The organism is Candidatus Enterococcus huntleyi, from assembly GCF_009933175.1.
GTDB classification, from domain to species: Bacteria; Bacillota; Bacilli; order Lactobacillales; family Enterococcaceae; genus Enterococcus_K; species Enterococcus_K huntleyi.
The window spans coordinates 13349-30931 of record NZ_MAEJ01000008.1; the positions used below are offsets into that span (position 1 = coordinate 13349).

Annotated in this window: 16 protein-coding genes; 3 read left to right on the forward strand and 13 right to left on the reverse strand. The window is 41.0% G+C overall.

Annotated features, from left to right (window positions below; genetic code table 11):
* Positions 1 to 43: 43 nt before the first annotated feature.
* Positions 44 to 2023 (reverse strand): sucrose-specific PTS transporter subunit IIBC, encoded by a 1980-nt coding sequence (locus tag BAU15_RS05400; RefSeq protein WP_161841724.1) that lies wholly within the window; start codon positions 2021 to 2023, stop codon positions 44 to 46.
* Positions 2024 to 2257: 234 nt separating this feature from the next.
* On the opposite strand from BAU15_RS05400, the gene BAU15_RS05405 reads away from it, so the two are divergent.
* Together BAU15_RS05405 and BAU15_RS05410 are read left to right on the forward strand one after the other, a co-directional pair.
* A complete protein-coding gene (locus BAU15_RS05405) occupies positions 2258 to 3742 on the forward strand; it encodes a sucrose-6-phosphate hydrolase (RefSeq protein ID WP_161841725.1) in 1485 nt (494 codons plus the stop codon).
* A 13-nt stretch (positions 3743 to 3755) separates the two neighbouring features.
* Entirely contained in the window at positions 3756 to 4739 is a 984-nt protein-coding gene (locus BAU15_RS05410) for a LacI family DNA-binding transcriptional regulator (protein ID WP_161841883.1), read from the forward strand.
* Between the two features lie 72 nt (positions 4740 to 4811).
* Here the strand turns inward: BAU15_RS05410 and BAU15_RS05415 are convergent, their stop codons facing one another.
* The 7 genes from BAU15_RS05415 to BAU15_RS05445 form a co-directional block, all read right to left on the reverse strand.
* Entirely contained in the window at positions 4812 to 5672 is an 861-nt protein-coding gene (locus BAU15_RS05415; protein WP_161841726.1) for a triphosphoribosyl-dephospho-CoA synthase MdcB, read from the reverse strand.
* Positions 5673 to 5753: 81 nt separating this feature from the next.
* Positions 5754 to 6869, reverse strand: a complete 1116-nt coding sequence (locus BAU15_RS05420) for an acyltransferase family protein (protein WP_161841727.1) — start codon at positions 6867 to 6869, stop codon at positions 5754 to 5756.
* A gap of 27 nt (positions 6870 to 6896) precedes the next feature.
* Positions 6897 to 7484 carry a malonate decarboxylase holo-ACP synthase gene (locus BAU15_RS05425; RefSeq protein ID WP_161841728.1) on the reverse strand — a complete coding sequence of 196 codons (588 nt, stop codon included), beginning with the start codon at positions 7482 to 7484 and terminating at the stop codon, positions 6897 to 6899.
* A 3-nt stretch (positions 7485 to 7487) separates the two neighbouring features.
* Positions 7488 to 9170, reverse strand: coding sequence for a biotin-independent malonate decarboxylase subunit beta (gene mdcD / locus BAU15_RS05430; protein WP_161841729.1), 1683 nt, complete (start codon positions 9168 to 9170; stop codon positions 7488 to 7490).
* Positions 9160 to 9459 carry a malonate decarboxylase subunit delta gene (locus BAU15_RS05435; protein ID WP_161841730.1) on the reverse strand — a complete coding sequence of 100 codons (300 nt, stop codon included), beginning with the start codon at positions 9457 to 9459 and terminating at the stop codon, positions 9160 to 9162. Before BAU15_RS05435 ends, mdcD begins: the two co-directional genes overlap by 11 nt.
* Before the next feature lie 16 nt (positions 9460 to 9475).
* Complete coding sequence (gene mdcA / locus BAU15_RS05440; protein ID WP_161841731.1) at positions 9476 to 11122, reverse strand: malonate decarboxylase subunit alpha; 1647 nt, start codon at positions 11120 to 11122, stop codon at positions 9476 to 9478.
* An 8-nt stretch (positions 11123 to 11130) separates the two neighbouring features.
* Entirely contained in the window at positions 11131 to 12036 is a 906-nt protein-coding gene (locus tag BAU15_RS05445; protein WP_161841732.1) for an acyltransferase domain-containing protein, read from the reverse strand.
* A 121-nt stretch (positions 12037 to 12157) separates the two neighbouring features.
* On the opposite strand from BAU15_RS05445, the gene BAU15_RS05450 reads away from it, so the two are divergent.
* Positions 12158 to 13042 carry a LysR family transcriptional regulator gene (locus tag BAU15_RS05450; protein WP_161841733.1) on the forward strand — a complete coding sequence of 295 codons (885 nt, stop codon included), beginning with the start codon at positions 12158 to 12160 and terminating at the stop codon, positions 13040 to 13042.
* A 95-nt stretch (positions 13043 to 13137) separates the two neighbouring features.
* Here the strand turns inward: BAU15_RS05450 and ruvB are convergent, their stop codons facing one another.
* The 5 genes from ruvB to BAU15_RS05475 form a co-directional block, all read right to left on the reverse strand.
* The gene (gene ruvB / locus BAU15_RS05455; protein ID WP_161841734.1) at positions 13138 to 14148 is read right to left on the reverse strand and encodes a Holliday junction branch migration DNA helicase RuvB; all 1011 of its coding nucleotides are present in this window, start codon (positions 14146 to 14148) and stop codon (positions 13138 to 13140) included.
* 12 nt (positions 14149 to 14160) lie between these two features.
* Positions 14161 to 14757, reverse strand: a complete 597-nt coding sequence (gene ruvA / locus BAU15_RS05460) for a Holliday junction branch migration protein RuvA (RefSeq protein WP_161841735.1) — start codon at positions 14755 to 14757, stop codon at positions 14161 to 14163.
* 103 nt (positions 14758 to 14860) lie between these two features.
* On the reverse strand, positions 14861 to 15295 hold the full coding sequence (gene msrB / locus BAU15_RS05465; protein WP_161841736.1) for a peptide-methionine (R)-S-oxide reductase MsrB: 435 nt from the start codon (positions 15293 to 15295) through the stop codon (positions 14861 to 14863).
* Positions 15296 to 15967: 672 nt separating this feature from the next.
* Positions 15968 to 16228 carry an AbrB/MazE/SpoVT family DNA-binding domain-containing protein gene (locus BAU15_RS05470; RefSeq protein ID WP_161841737.1) on the reverse strand — a complete coding sequence of 87 codons (261 nt, stop codon included), beginning with the start codon at positions 16226 to 16228 and terminating at the stop codon, positions 15968 to 15970.
* A gap of 424 nt (positions 16229 to 16652) precedes the next feature.
* Positions 16653 to 17570 (reverse strand): L-lactate dehydrogenase, encoded by a 918-nt coding sequence (locus tag BAU15_RS05475; RefSeq protein ID WP_161841738.1) that lies wholly within the window; start codon positions 17568 to 17570, stop codon positions 16653 to 16655.
* Between the last annotated feature and the right edge of the window lie 13 nt (positions 17571 to 17583).

Consider the following 17583-nt stretch of genomic DNA (forward strand, 5'->3'; position numbering starts at 1 on the left):
TGCAACAAAAAAAGCGCCTAGGCGCTTTTTTTGTTGCACTTACTTAGTTATTGTCATTCGCTACGACTGTCAAAATATCTTGCCCACCCTCGACAGTACCATTCGACAATGGATTAATTGCTGAATAAGCTTTTGTATTGGTCACAATCAACATGACCGTTGTATCGAAGCCGGCTTGTTCTAACGCTTCACGATCAAAGGTACCCAAGATATCGCCTTTAGAGACTTTGTCTCCTTTTGCACGTTTTGCTTCAAAGCCGTCACCATTTCTTTTCACTGTATCAATGCCAATGTGAATCAGAATTTCTGCACCCGAAGCTGTTTGGAGTCCGTAAGCATGCTTTGAGGCATGACTGACCGTAATTTCACCATCAGCTGGCGCGTAGATAATTCCTTTAGTAGGTTTGAATGCCAGTCCTTTTCCCATCATTTCTGTAGAAAATACTGGATCATTGACTTGGCTTAATTCGACAACTGTTCCGCTAACAGGGGCCGCCAATACGTCGTCTTTCACTGCTTGACTAGACGCTGAATTTGCAGCAATTGCTGAAACTTCAGCTGACTCTTCAGTTTGATTAGCAGATTCTGAAACTTCTTCGCTTGCTAATAATGACATGTGACTTTTTCCGTAAAAATAAGTCGTTAAGAAACCAACAATTAAACTGATAACAATCCCAATCATAAAGAATGGCACAGATTTTGAAGCAATTGAGATAAAACCAATCACGCTCGCTGGTCCCATCGCTACTGAAACGACGTGGAATGCGCCAATGAAGACACAGGCAACAGCGGAAGCAATCATCCCACAAATGAATGGGAATTTCAGTTTTAGATTCACACCAAAGATTGCTGGTTCAGTAATACCTAGCATCGCTGAAATACTCGCTGAGGTTGCTAAACTTTTCTGTTTCTGATTTTTCGTAAGCATCATGATAGCAAGCGTCGCAGCTCCTTGTCCAACATTTGCCATAGAAGCAACTGGGAAAATAAATGAGCCGCCAGTTTTCGCAATATCTGCTAATAAAGTTGTTTCGATTGCAGGAAAACTTTGATGCAACCCAGTGATAACAATCGGTGAGTAGAATAAGCCAAAGACACCCAGACCAATTGCACCCGTCGTATTATAGAGCCAAACTAGCCCTTCGGTTAAACCATCCGAAACGATTCGCATAAATGGACCGACAACAATAAACGTTAAAAATCCAGTAATAATAATAGCTAACATCGGTGTAAACGTATAATCAAACGCATTCGGAATTCGTTTGTGGAAAAACTTTTCTAACATAGCTAAAATATAAGACACAGCAAGGATTGGTAACACGGAACCTTGATAACCTGCTTGGGCAACATTCATCCCAAAAATATTCCAGTAAGGCATGGTACCCTCAGCAATTGCATTGGCTACCCCATAGCCATTGACCAAATCAGGCATCACCATCGCCATGGCCATCGCTGCTCCTAAATAAGGATTTCCGCCAAATCTTCTTGTTGCAGAAAAACCAACTAGAATTGGTAGAAATGCAAACGGCGCGGAAGCGAGTAAGTTAATGATACTAGCAAAATCAGTGACATTCGGGAACATTTCGACAACCGATTGCGGGCCAAATAAATTTTGTGCCGTCAAGACATTATTGATTGCCATCAATAAACCACCAGCAACTAAAGCTGGGACAATCGGAACAAAGATATCTGATAAGACCTTAATAAAAGCCATCACAGGGTTATTCTTTTTCCCTGCTGCAGCCACTTCCTTCAAATCAGCTGTTGATGCTTCTTTTACATGCGTGATTTTCACGAATTCATCATACACGTTATTGACATCCCCGGCGCCAATAATGATTTGGAATTGATCGTTTGCTTCAAAAGTGCCTTTCACTGCGTCATTATTATCTAACGCTTTTTGATCGACTTTCGATGAATCCTTCAAGACAAGTCTTAGACGAGTTGCACAATGGGCCGCCGCTTGTACGTTGTCTTCTCCGAGGGCTTTATTTATCTCCTCAGCCACTTTTTTGTAATCCATTTTTATTCCTCCCATTAAGTTAATTCTATTATTTGATAAGTGAAATCGCTTTTTCAAAACAAAGTATGCCATTCTTTTTCAAAATTGTCAAACGTTTATCAATTTTAATTTTAATTAAAACGACAAACGCGAGAATGATATATTTGAAATTAACTTTATAATTGTTATACGTTTGACATATTATTTATTACAGTATAAAATATGCTCAAGAATACGCTTATAAGGAGACAACTCATGCCTTTAAAAAAACAGTGGACGCAAGCACAGCGCTACCGTCCTTATAAAGAATGGCCACAAGAATATTTCAACGCTCTAGAGCAAACGGTTAATGCCTCTATTTGGCGTTTACACTACCATATCCAACCGCAGACTGGCTTACTAAATGATCCAAATGGCTTTTCTTACTTTAATGAAAAGTGGCATGTCTTTTATCAATCTTACCCTATGGGACCGGTTCACGGCATTAAATCTTGGTATCACATGAGTTCTGCTAATTTGGTTGATTGGCAGGCAGAAGGAACCACTCTTTTACCAGATGGCCCATTCGATAGCCATGGTGTCTACTCGGGTTCTGCACTTCCGCTAGACGATAAATTATTTATGGCCTATACAGGAAATGTGCGCGATGAAACTTGGCAAAGGCATTCCTATCAACTCGGTGCCTTCATGACAAAGGATGGGCAGATTGAAAAATTAGAGCAGCCTTTGATTGTCGCACCTCCAGCAGGTTATACAGCTGAATTCAGAGATCCCCAGATTTTCCGTTATAAAGAAGAGTATCTTTTAGTGATTGGAGCCCAGAATCAAGAAGAAGCAGGCGAAGTTCTGACCTATAGTAGCGCTGATTTATTAAACTGGACGCTGATTGGAAATTTACGCTTTACTGAAGAGAAAATGGGCTTTATGGTTGAATGCCCTAACCTTTTAATTCAAGATGAATTTGCTTTACTCCTTTTCTGTCCTCAAGGATTAGATCCAGCGATTTGTTCTTATCAAAATATTTATCCTAATATGTATACGATTGGTGAACGGTATGACCGAACTGAAAATCAGCTGGTGAATCCTTCGGTTATTAAAAATTTAGATGAAGGCTTTGATGTCTATGCTACCCAAGCCTTTATAGCTCCTGATAACCGGATGCTTGCTATCAGCTGGGTGGGACTGCCTGAGATCGATTATCCCACTGATCAAGAAAATTGGGCCCATTGTCTGAGCATGGTAAAAGAACTCACGGTGAAAGATCAAATACTGTATCAGCAACCCGTCAAAGAGATGGTTGAACGTCGCTGTACAGAGCCTTTCAACTTCGAAAACAACGAAGCATTTTTCTATGACAGTCAAACAAACTGCTATGAGCTGAATCTAACGTTTGAAGAAGGAGCAGTCGGTACGCTCACTTTATTTAGTCATCCAGAACAAAATCAGGGATTAATGATTAATTTTGATTCTAAGCATGGTAAAATAAAGATAGATCGCAGCTTAGCTGGCGTACCCTTTGCTGAAGACTATGGCCAAACAAGAGAGTTCTCAATCAAAAAACAAGCACTCAGCTTGCAAATTTTTGTCGATTCTTCCGTTGTTGAAGTCTTCATTAACGAAGGACAAGAAGTCGCTACAATGCGCGCCTTCCCTTCGACAGAACAGACAGGTTTTCAGATTGACTGTTCTACTAATTATACAGGCACGCTATGGCAACTGCGAAAAAATACAGTGCTATAAAAGGATGGACAAAATGGTTGTCAAACTAACAGACGTTGCCAAAAAAGCGGGTGTCTCACCTACGACAGTTTCTCGTGTCATTAATAACTATGGCTCATTGAGTCAAAAAACCATTGATAAAGTAAATCTAGCGATGAAAGAGCTGAACTATCAGCCAAACTCACTTGCCCGTTCCTTACAAGGAAAAAATACTCAGCTGATTGGCCTGATTTTCCCGACAGTTGCGCACCCTTTTTTCGGAGAATTGGTTGAACGAATCGAAAGTAAATTATTTGATTTAGGCTACCGCGCCATTCTGTGCGACAGCGCCAATAACAAAGAAAAAGAGCGCCACTATCTCAACATGCTAGCTGCAAATAAAGTTGACGGTATTATCGCTGGTGCCCATAATTTGGGGATTTCAGAATATGAAGACATTGAGTTACCGATTGTTTCTTTCGACCGTTATTTAGCCGATAACATTCCGATTATCGGAAGTGATAATTTCCAAGGCGGGTACTTAGCTACCGAAACCTTATATATGCGTGGTGCTCGAAAGATTGCGATGCTTACAGGCTCGCAAGAATCTGACTCACCAACGAATTATCGTTTAAATGGGTATCTAAAATTTCTAGAGGAGCAGCAACTGGAACCTAAAGTTTTCCACCTGCAATCGACTGCTCGCTCGACCACGCTAAAGAATCTAGAAATCAAACGAATCCTAGAATCAGAAGAGATTGATAGTCTATTTTGTACCGATGATTTAACGGCAATTCTGGCATACAATCAATGCCAACAGCTAGGCATCAAAGTGCCAGAGCAGCTAAAAATTATTGGCTATGATGGGACAAAATTCGTTCAAAATTATTTCCCTCAGCTCTCAACGATTGCTCAGCCGTTAGCTGATTATGCGGAAATTCTGGTTGATTTATTACTACAACGAATTCAAGTACCAGATAAACCACTTGAGAAAAATTATTTATTACCCGTCAAGTTAATTCAAGGAACCACAACTTAAAAGACAAATAAAAAAATCACTTCCCCAAAAGGAAGTGATTTTTATTTGTCTAGATTTTCCCAACTCAATTCTCTACAACAGTCCATCCTGTTCTTTCATTCCTTGAACATAAAGACTGGCTGCCAGCAGATCAGCACTTCCTCCTGGCGAGATTTGTTTTTCCTCACAGTAGGCGATCAGCGCTAGAAATGCTTGATTGGGTAGGGCAGTTTGATTGGCTTCTTTGGCAAGCTGATGGACATGGGTCAGTGTTTCTTGATTGCTACGATATAAAATACACGTATCATCTAATGAACCAATAATCGCTAAGAGCATGTGCAGATTGCGCATTTGTGTGGTTTCGTCAGTATGGCGTTCGTACTCGTCCAATGCAAGTTGGACATGTGGATAGCCAGCGACTGCTTCCCCATAGGCTCCGGATACGCCAAATTGTTGTTTGACCTTTTGCCCGTGGGTAACTTTTGATTCACGGCTGACTGGTGCTTTCTGATAGGTCCGATCGGGATAAGCCGCTAGTTTTGCAACTTCGTCAAAGATTGTTCGCGTATCGACGAAGCCTTGCAAGCTCATTTGGCTAGCCGATACACTGACCAACAAGCCTAACGACCAGATAGCACCTTTATGCGTATTGACTTGGTCGGTTGCTTGATACATCGCTTCTTCTGCTTGTCGACCAATCTGCGCAATCGCTTCTCTTAGTTCCTGATTGACGGGTTTGCCCCATGCTGCTTGAGCCATTTCATAAAAATAAGGTGTTAACGCGCGAGCTGATTTGATGAATAATTGATAATTCATGTCTTCATGAGAGCCATTATTTAGTCGATCCACTAGGCCTGGTTTTGGCGTTAGACTGACTTCCTCAATCAAGGCTGCTTCCACCTTTTTCGCTAGTGTCCAACTAATTACTTGGCTCTTTTCAACCACTTTATTCATCCTCTGCACTCCTTCTTTTCATTTTATTATTCCTATTTATTGAATAAATAGGTCCTTCCGATTACGAATTCCTATGATTCTCTATTTCTTAACTAAATGAGCAACTTCCTTTTGTGGATGCACTAGTCCTTTAACCCATGACCACACGATATGCAAGATGAACGATAGGAAGAAGGCGCAGGTTGCTGTCAATAAGTAAGCAAAAATAATCATCGCGCCTGTTGGTAATTTCAACCAAGTATCTTTGAAGACCAATAATAACGTTTGGAAAACAAAGACGTTGGCTAAATAGGTTCTGTATGCGTAAGTTGAGAGCCATTTGAAAGCAGGTAAACAGAACGAATTTTTCAAAATCATCTTAGAAGCAAATAAGAAAACAGCAAGCACAATCAATAAGCTATAGAGACTTTGAATTGTATTGAGGTACGGCGCATTGCCGAAGCTAACCTCGCCGGGTGCTGCTAATATAGCTTTAATCGCGAACATTGTAATAGCTATTCCTACAGGAATCAACGCGAAACGAATTTTGTTAAGAACGGTGTACAACTCTTCATGATAACGGAAGGCTGCCGCACCATAAATGCCATAGATTAAAAAGCTGAGTACTAAACGATCAAGTAAATACCAGTCCTCATTGTGGACACCTGCAAAGACTTGATTTTGATAGAATAGGTACCAAACGACATACAAAACTGTCGCTAAAAATAACACAGGAAGCACTTGTTTTTTCTTGTTAAATACCTTGTAGCCTAACCAAACAAAGAAAGGCATTAGTAATTGAATTTGGAGCATCATCACGGTATACCACAAATGTGGCGCACCGTCACCCGTGACATATTTCAAAAGAAAGCTGGCTGTATCAGTGTATGGAACCTTTTGTTGAACCGCTGGAAAGACGAATAAATAAACGCTTGTCCATAAAAGATAGGGCACCACCAATTCAAAAAACTTTTCCTTCAAAAATTCGATATAGGTTAAATGCTGACTCGTTTTTACCATGTTATAAACAATTGCAAAAATAAACATTGGCGCCGTATATTTCATAATCACATAAAAAGCACCGATGAAGGTAGCCGTTGTTTCATTGTGTGTGTTGCTCAAGGCAAAGGTCAAAATCGTTTGCATCATTACGGCCGTTACGGCAAACACCTTTTGAAAATCACTTACATTAATCTTGATTTCTTTATTTTCAAACATGTCATCTTCTCACTTTTCTGTATTTTTTTACCATAACTCATCCGTTAATACAGGACCTGTAATGGTTTTAAGCAGGAGTTTCTTCCCATGATTTCTGAGGTACTCTTTTAAAGCAAAACCGCCTTTTTCAGTGATGATTTGTGTGTCTACTTGGTGAAAATATTCAAGGTTTTGCTGAATGACCGTTAAAGGTAAATCAGCTAGCTCCTTGGTATAAATAAGCAAATCAAAATCACTGGTTTCCTTCACAGTTGGAAATCCTGTGGCTAGCTCAAAGCCTAAACTCCCGCCAACACCCCATTTTGATCCTTTCAGAATTTTCTTTGCTTGTTGGAAAGCAAGATAAACAGGATATTGAGCAATTTCAGTTTTACGAAAGCTCTCTTTTTCGGTCAGCTGCCACGGATGAATGACTGCTGTCACGGCTTCTTGAGGCAGCTCAAAAGCAAATCGTTGACTGCGTTCTTTGCCTCTGAGGCCGACAGGTAGTTTATTTTGCGTGGCTGTTCCTCGACGCACGGTTGCATAGAGCGGATCTGTTTCACAAAACCAATCTGGCCAGTCAACTTGAAGAGCTTCCGTTTTTTGAAATTGCACAATATCATGAGCATCCATTACTTATCCATTCCATTCTTCATTCATTTTTTTGAACACTTTATTTGTTTCTACACGTCCACCATCGACCGCAATTTGATTTGTGTAACGATTAGTTAGCATCGTGTCGTTGGTTTCTCGAACATCTTTGATGGCTGCATTCACAGCAGAAATTACTTGATTAACGCTATCTTCCGTTGTTTCTTGACTGACAACTGTTTCTAAAAATGCATAGACAGCGCCTAATCGAGTAAAGTTTTTCACATCATAAGCAATTGCTGGTACTTTTTCAGCTGCCGCTTCAATTTCTTCAATCGTTCGATTAGTTACCCGTCCAGCACTCGCTTTAGACATCGCTTGGACATTGATTTCTTGACTATTCAAGGCGATTAAACGAGAGGATTGCAAGCCATGTGCTAAGAACGCACCTGAGATAGCATTTCCGGCAATCACGCCAATAACTGGGTGACCCGCTTGACGTAATTTGGCATAGCCTGCGGCACTATTTGCTAGCGCCATGTGGATCCCGATCAATTCTTCATTGTAGCCGTAAGCTTGGCTTGGCACATCAATAACTGCTACGATTGGACGCTTGACTGATTTGTCTTTATCTTCTTGATAGATTGCTTCAAGAATTTGTCCCATGCGAAAGCCTTCAACTAGACCCACTTCGCCATTTCTCACACGATACATCGGATTTTCGTTGTCTGGAATAATGCTAGTCACGACGGCTTCTTCCGAAAATTTATCAGATGCCCCATAATAGACTGTTCCGACAGAAGATTTAGGTTGGCTGTAGTTAGTTAACGCTTGGAACCATTGGTATCCCACGCTATCACTCACGAATTCTTGTGACTCAGTAATCGTTGGTAACGCCACTTTCTCTTCTTTATGATTGTTCAATGCTTGGTTGTAGTCCTCAATAGTCATCGGTTTAGATAGGTCTAATTCTGATAGAAGCGACAAGTAAAAGTCAGCTCGTTCGCTGCGATGACTGTCGACTCTTTCTTTGATTGCCGTACTTACCGCTGCCTGAATCGCTTCGACTGAGTCCGTAACCACTTCATCGACCACCTGCGCATTCAACCGTTGACGCGAACCTACTGTATTCCAAATGAGGTCTTTGTCGCTCGCATCAAATTCACGCACGCCAGCTTCTTGTTCAATGACTTCAGGTCCATTCAACCCAACTCGGGCTTTTTTCGTTGAAATCAAGTAACTCATTAGAGCTGACGTTATAGACATGCCACCAAATGAACCGACACGTCCAGGAACGACGCCAATCACTGGCACATATTTTTTCAAAGCCACGATTAAATTACCAATCTCTGAAATCGAAAGTAGGCCATAATTTGCTTCTTGCAAACGCACGCCACCGGTATCTAAAATCAGTACTGGAATAATTTCATTTCCTGCTTGATTTTCTTCTAGAACGTGGGTTAAGGCAGCAATAATTTTAGCGCCTGATACTTCGCCAATCCCGCCTCCTTGGAATTTTCCTTCTGTCGCAATCACAACGACTGCTTTTTGATCAATCGTACCGCGACAAACTACGATCCCGTCATCACTTTCTGGGACAATCCCTTGTGCGACCAAGTTCGGAGCAATCATTTGGTCAAAAGGATCAATCAATTCGCGGCCGCTTTTATCATCTAATAAGGCCGCGACACGTTCTCTTGCTGCTAATTCAACAAAACTATTTTTCATCTGAAATTTCCTCCATTGCTTGTGTCAATCGTAAATAAACAACACCTGGTGTCGCACCAAAATCATTAATTACGATATCTGACAAAATAGGATAACGATCAAAAAATCGCGTCAAAACATTTTTCCACACTTCATCAAAGCTATCGCTACCAGTACATACTCGAACAGTCGCTTCACTTTTTTCAGTTGGAAACAGTAATATTTCTAAGTCACCTGAGCCAACTACGCCCACATGCACTTTTTCTTTAATTGGTTGGGTTGCTTTATAGGTATACGTTAATTGTTCCATCTTCTCTATCTCCTTCTTATGACCAAGTCCGAAACTTCATTGGGGGTTCATACAAGCCATCTGACCATTCAACTAAATCGTCGATGGTTTGAGCAGCTAATAAAGAACGTTTAGCATCGCTACGTTTGATGCCTAAATCCTCTGGCAATTTAACAATTCCGGCTTTTCTCAATTCATCTAATGACGCTTTTGTGCTAGTCATGCCAATCGGTGTCACGCCACCAATCGCTGCAATCGCTGCTTGTTTTTCAGCTTTTGTTTTGGCTTTGTAGAGATAAGCAATCCCTTCTTCAGTCACAATATGCGTCGTGTCTTCGCTATAAATCATCACCGGTGCATTCGCAAGTCCCGCTTGTTTTTGCACATCGATAGCATCCAGCGTTTCGACAAAGACTGGTTTCTTGTTTGAGCCATAGGTTTCAACCATTTGAACCACTAATTTTTGGCCTTTGCCTAATGGATCGTCCCCTTGACGTAATGATTGCCATGCGGGTGTTGAATGACGACGTCCGCCAGGATTATGGCCCATGTTAGGGGCGCCACCAAAACCAGATAGACGACCTTTTGTAACCGTTGAAGAATTGCCTTCATAATCTAATTGTAAAGTTGAGCCGATGAACATATCCGCTGCATATTGGCCGGCTGTTTGTGATAAAGCACGGTTACTACGCATGGTGCCATCTTTGCCGACAAAGAACACATCTGGACGAGCCGAGATATATTTTTCCATGCCAACTTCGCCACCAAAACTATGAATACTTTCAACCCAACCAGACTCAATCGCTGGAATCATCGTTGGATGTGGATTTAAGACCCAATTCTTCGCAACTTTCCCTTTAATTCCTAAAGTTTCGCCATACGTTGGCAACAATAATTCGATCGCTGCGGTATTAAAGCCAATCCCGTGATTCAATGATTGTACTTCATGCTCTGCATAAATTCCTTTTAGAGCCATCATCGCCATCAAAATTTGGAGCTCCGTGATGTTTTGTGGGTCACGTGTAAATAGTGGTTCTAATTGATACGGTTCATCAGACTGAACAATCACGTCAATCCAGTCACCTGGGATATCGACACGTGGTAATTTATCCACCACTTCGTTCACTTGAACAATCACAATACCGTCCTTGAAGGCTGCCGCTTCAACAATCGTCGGTGTTTCTTCTGTGTTATAACCGGTATAAAGATTGCCTGCTTTATCTGCTTTATCTGCAGCAACTAAGACCACATTTGGAATTAAATCAACAAATAAACGGCCGTATAATTCTAGATACGTATGAATATCGCCTAACTTCATCGTGCCATCTTCGATCATTTGTGCGACGCGCACACTTTGAGCACCGGCATATGAAAAGTCCATCTTGTCAGCAATCCCTTTTTCAAAGATTGTTAAATGCTCTGGGCGAGAAATACTCGACATAATGATATGCAAATTATTGACTTTCTCTGTGTTGACTTTTTCTAAGCTCTTTGATAAAAAGCTCGCTTGTTTTTGGTTATCGCCTTCTAAAACAACCTTGTCGCCCGGTGTAATTAAGCGTTCCAAGACCTCAACAATTGCCTCAGTTTGAATGTATTTTCCATCCATCAATTCACTGATTTTCGCCATTGTCTTCGCTTTTTTCTCACGTTTTGAAGCCCAATTTCTTTTTTCTTTTTCCATTATCAAATTCATCTCCATTTTTCATATAGAAAGACTGTATCTTCCATTCCATGCTGTTCAAGGTTAAGCAGCCTGATTTCCTCACCAAACTTCGCTTGATAAAGATTCGTTAACGTCTTGCCCGGTGGCAGCTCGATGGCCATCTTCATGCCCAGTTCTTTTGTCACATCCATGATTTTATTCCATTGAACAGGGTGGGCAATGTTGTTCAGTAAATCTTGACGAATCTCCTCTTTATCAGTTGTTGCGCGCCCATCAGTATTTTTTAAATACGTACAAGAAGGAGGTGCTAATTGCGTGTGTTCAACAAAAGGTGCAAAAGCTTCGACCGTATCTTCCATTAATAAACAGTGGGAAGGAACGGCTACTTTTAATAACTTAGCTGTCTGAGCTTGATATTGCTTCGCTGCCTCAAGCGTATGCTCCATTCCTTGAATACTCCCTGAGATTGTCTGTTGCATCGGACAATTTTCATTAGAAACATACACCGGATGAGCTTCATCGAAGGTTTTAGCAACCAATTCTTCGACTTCTGAACGCGTCAGGCCAACAATCACACCCATACCAAAGCCACTGGGATAAGCTTTCTTCATCAATGAAGCCCGATGATAGACCAACGCGAGCATCTCGTTTAGATTCAGTACGCCACACGCATAAGCTGCGGCAAATGCGCCAATCGAATGACCCGCAACTAACTCCGGATAAATCTCTCGCTTCTTCAACTCATCCGTATAAAAAGCAGCCTTTACGACTAACGCTAATTGCGTGAACACCGTATCCTCATAACACAATGGCGTCTCTTCTAACAAAATGCCGGTTATTTTTTGACAAGCCTCGATATATTCCTTAGGCACATCCTTCAACATACCCAAGCCTTGCCCCCCTTGTCCGGGAAATAAAAATCCACTACTCATCACTGCACCTCCTTTCATATAAGAGCTTCTATGACTATCTTAACGAATCTCTGCTATAATGATAAATATCGATATGATAACAACCTATAACCATAAAGATATGGATGGAGGAAAACGACTGATGAATTATTTACATCTGCGTTATTTTAAGAAAATCGTTGAGACAAAAAATATCACTCAAGCAGCCAGAGAACTCTATACTTCTCAGCCTGCATTAAGTCGAGCAATGAAGAACTTAGAAAAAAATTTGGATGTGCCTCTGTTCTCTCACCAAGGTCGTAATATTGAATTAACTGCCTACGCAGAAAATTTCTATCCTTACGTTGTCAAAAGTCTTCAAGCACTCGATGACGGATTAGACGTGCTTCGTTCTTTAAACGATCAAGATATTTCTTCTATTGAGCTTCATTTAGATGTAGCCTCAATCTCGATACCTAGTCTGGTTCGGACTTTTTCAGAAAAGCATCCAGACATTCAGCTATCCATCATGCAACACGACACCTTGCCCGACTATACCCAGGCAAATGTTCTGTCGATTACTTCTGAGGAGAAAAAAGGCTTAATCAATAGCCCGATTTTAACGGAACCCGTCTATATTGCGCTGCCTAAAAATCACCCACTAGCTAAAAAAGAAAAACTTTATCTAGCAGACATCTTACGCGTGCCAATCACCATGCTCTCTAAGAAAAATGCTTTCCGAAAAACGATTGATTTAGCCGCAGAAGGCAAAGGAATCGAACTAACGATAGGCTCTGTCATGGACGATCCAGCAACCCTCAGATCCGTCCTACGACAAGGATTAGGAATTAGCTTCTTCCCAAAGATTTCATGGTCCTATGATCAAAACGACCCGTTCGTCATTCGCCCGATTGAAGATTTCCCGATTGAACGAACCATCTACCTATCATCCAATTTAACGAAAGACAATCCACTAGCAAAAACCATCGCCCATACGTTAAAAGACTTTTTCTTAACGCGCCACTGCCAAAACGTGGTAGACGAATAGCAGAACCTAAAAAAGAGAACAAGCTGTGAAGATTTGATATCTTCACAGTTTGTTCTCTATGTGTTTCAGTAGATAAATTGGTTCTATAATATTTCCTATTCATCTTTCCCCATATAAGGATAGTTGAAATGTTCATAAGCCAATGCTGTCGCAACTCGGCCTCTTTGCGTTCTTTTGATGAAACCTTTTTGAATCAGATACGGTTCATACATATCTTCCACCGTTTCCGTTTCTTCGCCGATGTTGACTGATAATGTACTCAAGCCTACGGGGCCGCCGCCGTATAATTCAATCATCGTTCGTAACAGTTTTTGATCGACATAATCTAAACCTGCCTGATCGACCTGCAGCATAATCAATGCTTGATCCGCCACACTTCGGTCGATCACCCCATCTGATTGAACTTGCGCAAAATCTCGTACACGTTTTAATAAACGGTTAGCAATTCGTGGTGTGCCACGTGAACGGCGGGCAATTTCTAGCGCCCCGTCTTCAACAATTTCTGTCGCGAAAATATCTGATGAACGAAGCACGATTTCTTTCAAGTCACTCTCTTTATAATATTCCATATGCGAAATAATTCCGAAACGGTCTCGTAAAGGCGCCGAAAGCATCCCCGCTCTGGTCGTCGCACCAATTAATGTGAACGGTGGGAGTGGAAAATGAACCGGATGAGCAGTCGGGCCTTGTCCCACCATGATATCCACATAAAAATCTTCCATCGCCGAATACAGCATTTCTTCCGCTACACGTGGTAGCCGGTGAATTTCATCAATAAATAACACATCGCCCGGCTCAAGCTCATTTAAAATAGCCACTAAATCGCCTGGCCGTTCAATCGCTGGCCCACTAGTTGTTCGGATATTGACCTGCATCTCGTTAGCAATCACCATCGCCATCGTGGTTTTCCCTAATCCCGGCGGTCCATAAAGTAAGACGTGATCCAACGATTCTTCACGATTTTTCGCGGCTTCAATGTAAATACTCAACTCTTGTTTGACTTTATCCTGACCGATATATTGTGCTAAGTACTGAGGACGTAATGATTTTTCTAAGCTTTCCTCTTGCTCATTTGTTTCTGGCGAGACGATTCGTTCCTCTGTCATCACGACTCCTCCTTACTTTTTCATCATGAGTTTCAAGCCTAAGCGTAGGTATTCATCCGTCGCCATAGCCGGTTCTTTTTCAAGCAATTTCTCGACACGTTTGGCTTCTTTTTCGCTGTAGCCCAAAGCTGTCAATGCAGATACAGCCTCTTCCAACGCTTGATTTCCGGAAACTTTTGGCGTAGCTTTCACCGCCACTTCGCCAGCTAACTCGCCTAATTTCCCTTTCAAATCCAAGACCATTTGTTGTGCCGTCTTCTTGCCGACACCAGGGAATTTTGTCAAATAAGCAACTTCTCCCGTTTCAACCGCCTGAATTAAGCCTTCATGATCCTCATTTGCCATAATCGCTAAGGCACTCTTCGGACCAATGCCTGAGACACTAATTAAGCGTAAAAATAATTGCTTCTCTTCTAAATTATTAAAACCATAAAATGAGTGAGCATCTTCTCGAATCACTTGATGAAGATAAATTTTCACTTCTTGATTTAATTTTGAGCTATAACGATAGGGATTTCCCATCGCAATCTGATAGCCGATTCCCTGCGTTTCAATAACAATATAAGCGGGACTAATAAAGGTCACCTGACCAATAATATATTCGTACATGTATTTTTCCTTTCTGAACATATATTCGCTTTATTGTAGCACAAATTAGCCCACGAAAAAAGTTCAGATAGCCTGAATCTTGCTACCTGAACCTATCAACTCTCTATTTCACCAAATCGACATAAGACTCATAGCCTTCTGCGCTCATTTTTTCCAAAGGCACAAAACGTAATGCAGCTGAATTAATGCAATAACGCAAACCACCTTGATCCTGTGGACCATCGGTAAATACATGCCCTAGATGAGAATCTCCCTCGTGACTACGCACCTCAACGCGATGCATGCCATGAGTAAAATCTGCCTTCTCTTTGACACCTTTTTTCTCAATCGGCTTAGAAAATGACGGCCAACCACAACCCGCATCATATTTATCAGTCGAAACAAATAGCGGTTCCCCACTCACGATATCGACATAAATTCCTTTTTCATAAAAATCATCATATTTCCCAGTAAACGGCCGCTCCGTCGCATTCTCCTGCGTCACCGCAAACTCAATCGGCGATAAACGCTCTTTCAATTCATCCTTAGATTTATCCATAATCGCATCCTCCTCCAGATAATCCAGCCACTCATTCTCTGAATTACTTTGGAAAAAGTATAGCACACGATCCACCACTCAGTGGGCTCCAATGCTCAAGGAAATCAATAAAATCAACAGCTAGAACATTCATCCGGCAAACAATTAACCATCGAACTTTCTCAGTACTTTCTTTACCCTTTTACTACATTTTCATCACAATTAATTCAAACTTATCCGTTATATTATATACATACCAACAAACAACCCTAACAATAATACTTTTTCATTTTTTTAACTCCTATTGCCCACCAGCTACCCTCTGGTGGGCTATTTTTTTGTCAGTTGCCAGTTGCCAGTTCCGCTTACCAAGTATCGCAGTAGCGGAATGGTATGCGTAGAGCAATCCTGTGAATTGGCACAATTCACTTCCTTTAAACGCTCTTAGCTGCTCAATACAATTTTTAAAGATCCATTTTGTGGGATGGTATGCGTAGAGCAATCCTGTGAATTGGCACAATTCACTTCCTTTAAACGCTCTTAGCTGCTCAACTCTATAGCTGTACAACCATCTAGCAGAATGGTATGCGTAGGACAATAAAGAAAATGGTACATTTTCATTCCTTACCCGTCCCTAGCTGCTCAATTCAACAGTTATAAAACCATCTAGTTGATTTCTCTATACTAGCTACCTCAAGTATTTTGTGAACCCCAACTATGCTCTCCAAATTTTTCTTTCATTTTTTCTTCAGAATAACTATTTTCCATGGAAAAATTTTTAAAGCTATCTTCGATTAATTCTCTATCATGCTCTCTTCCAACATTTTGGATATCCAGTATTATTTTTTCACCATCTTGTTTATAACCTACTACGTCTCCTACTCGTAAGTCACTTTCTTTTGGTAGAATAATGCCGATTGAGTTCCCAATTTTTCGGACCAATACATCTTCCATATAATTTTTCTCCTCATCTAAGTACGCTCTTACTTAGTTATAGTCTTTATTACAACTAAGCACAATGGAAATACATAGCTAGCATCAGAAAAGAAGGTAAAACAACTTTCTCGTTTCAATCAACTTATGAAATTCTACTACAGCAAATTCCTTATAAGTTTCTTTACTCTTTTACTACACTTTCATCACAATTAATTCAAACTTGTTCGTTATATTATATACATACCAACAAACAACCCTAACAAAAACACTTTTTCATTTTTTAACTCCTTTGCCCACCAGCTACCCTCTGGTGGGCTTTATCAGCTCCGCTTTTACAGGAACACCTAACGGAATGACATGCTAAGAGCAATAGTAAAACACTACCTCTAACCCAAAATCTCAACTCTTAACATTCCCCTACTAAACCAACGTTCCTATTCTATCACTCACCTTTTACGATCCCATCAAATGTTCCGCGAATCACCGTGATTGATTCCTGTAATTTTCCAGACTCTTCGTCAGTCAATACGCATGGACTCAATCGTTCTACCCCATTTTTTCCAACAACTGCTGGTTGCCCATAATAGATTCCCGCTGATTCATCATATGCTGAAATAGGTAAAATAGCCTGGGCATCGTTGAAAATCACTTGAATTAACGCCGTTGTGCAGGTCGCGATTCCATAACTGGTATAGCCTTTCCCAGAAAATATCTTCCAACCGCCCAATCGAGCATCCTCTTTCAATTGTTCCAAGTCTTGTTTTTCATCTAAATTAAAAATAGATTTTCCGCCGACCGTCACCGTCGACCAAGCAACGAATTGCGATTCTCCATGCTCACCATAAACAAAGCCTTCAATTGAACGACTATCTATGGTTAACGCTTTTCCTACAGCCTGTTTCATCCGCGCCGTATCTAGTAAAGTCCCTGTTCCAATCACCTGATTTGTCGGTAATCCAGTTAATTTTTGCATGTAAGTCGTAATTACATCACAAGGATCCGTGATTACTACGATAATCCCATTGAACCCTGAAGCCTTAATTTTTGGTGCTATTTCTTCAACCATTTTACTGGTCAAACGTAGCTCCAATAAGCGCCCGCCTTCACCCGCTAAGACAGTGATTTTCCCTGGGCAAAATACGATAATATCAGCATCAGATAACTCCTCATAGCTCTGGATTTTTACGACTGTTTTACTCGGCAAATGAACCTGTGCATCCAATAAATCGTATTGCTCAGCCACCGCCTTTTTCTCTTCCTTATCAATCAGTACTAGCTCGTCAGCAATCCCTTTTGATACCAATGAATACGCCAGTGTGCTACCAACATTCCCCAATCCAATAATCCCAATCTTTCTCATATGACACCTCTCA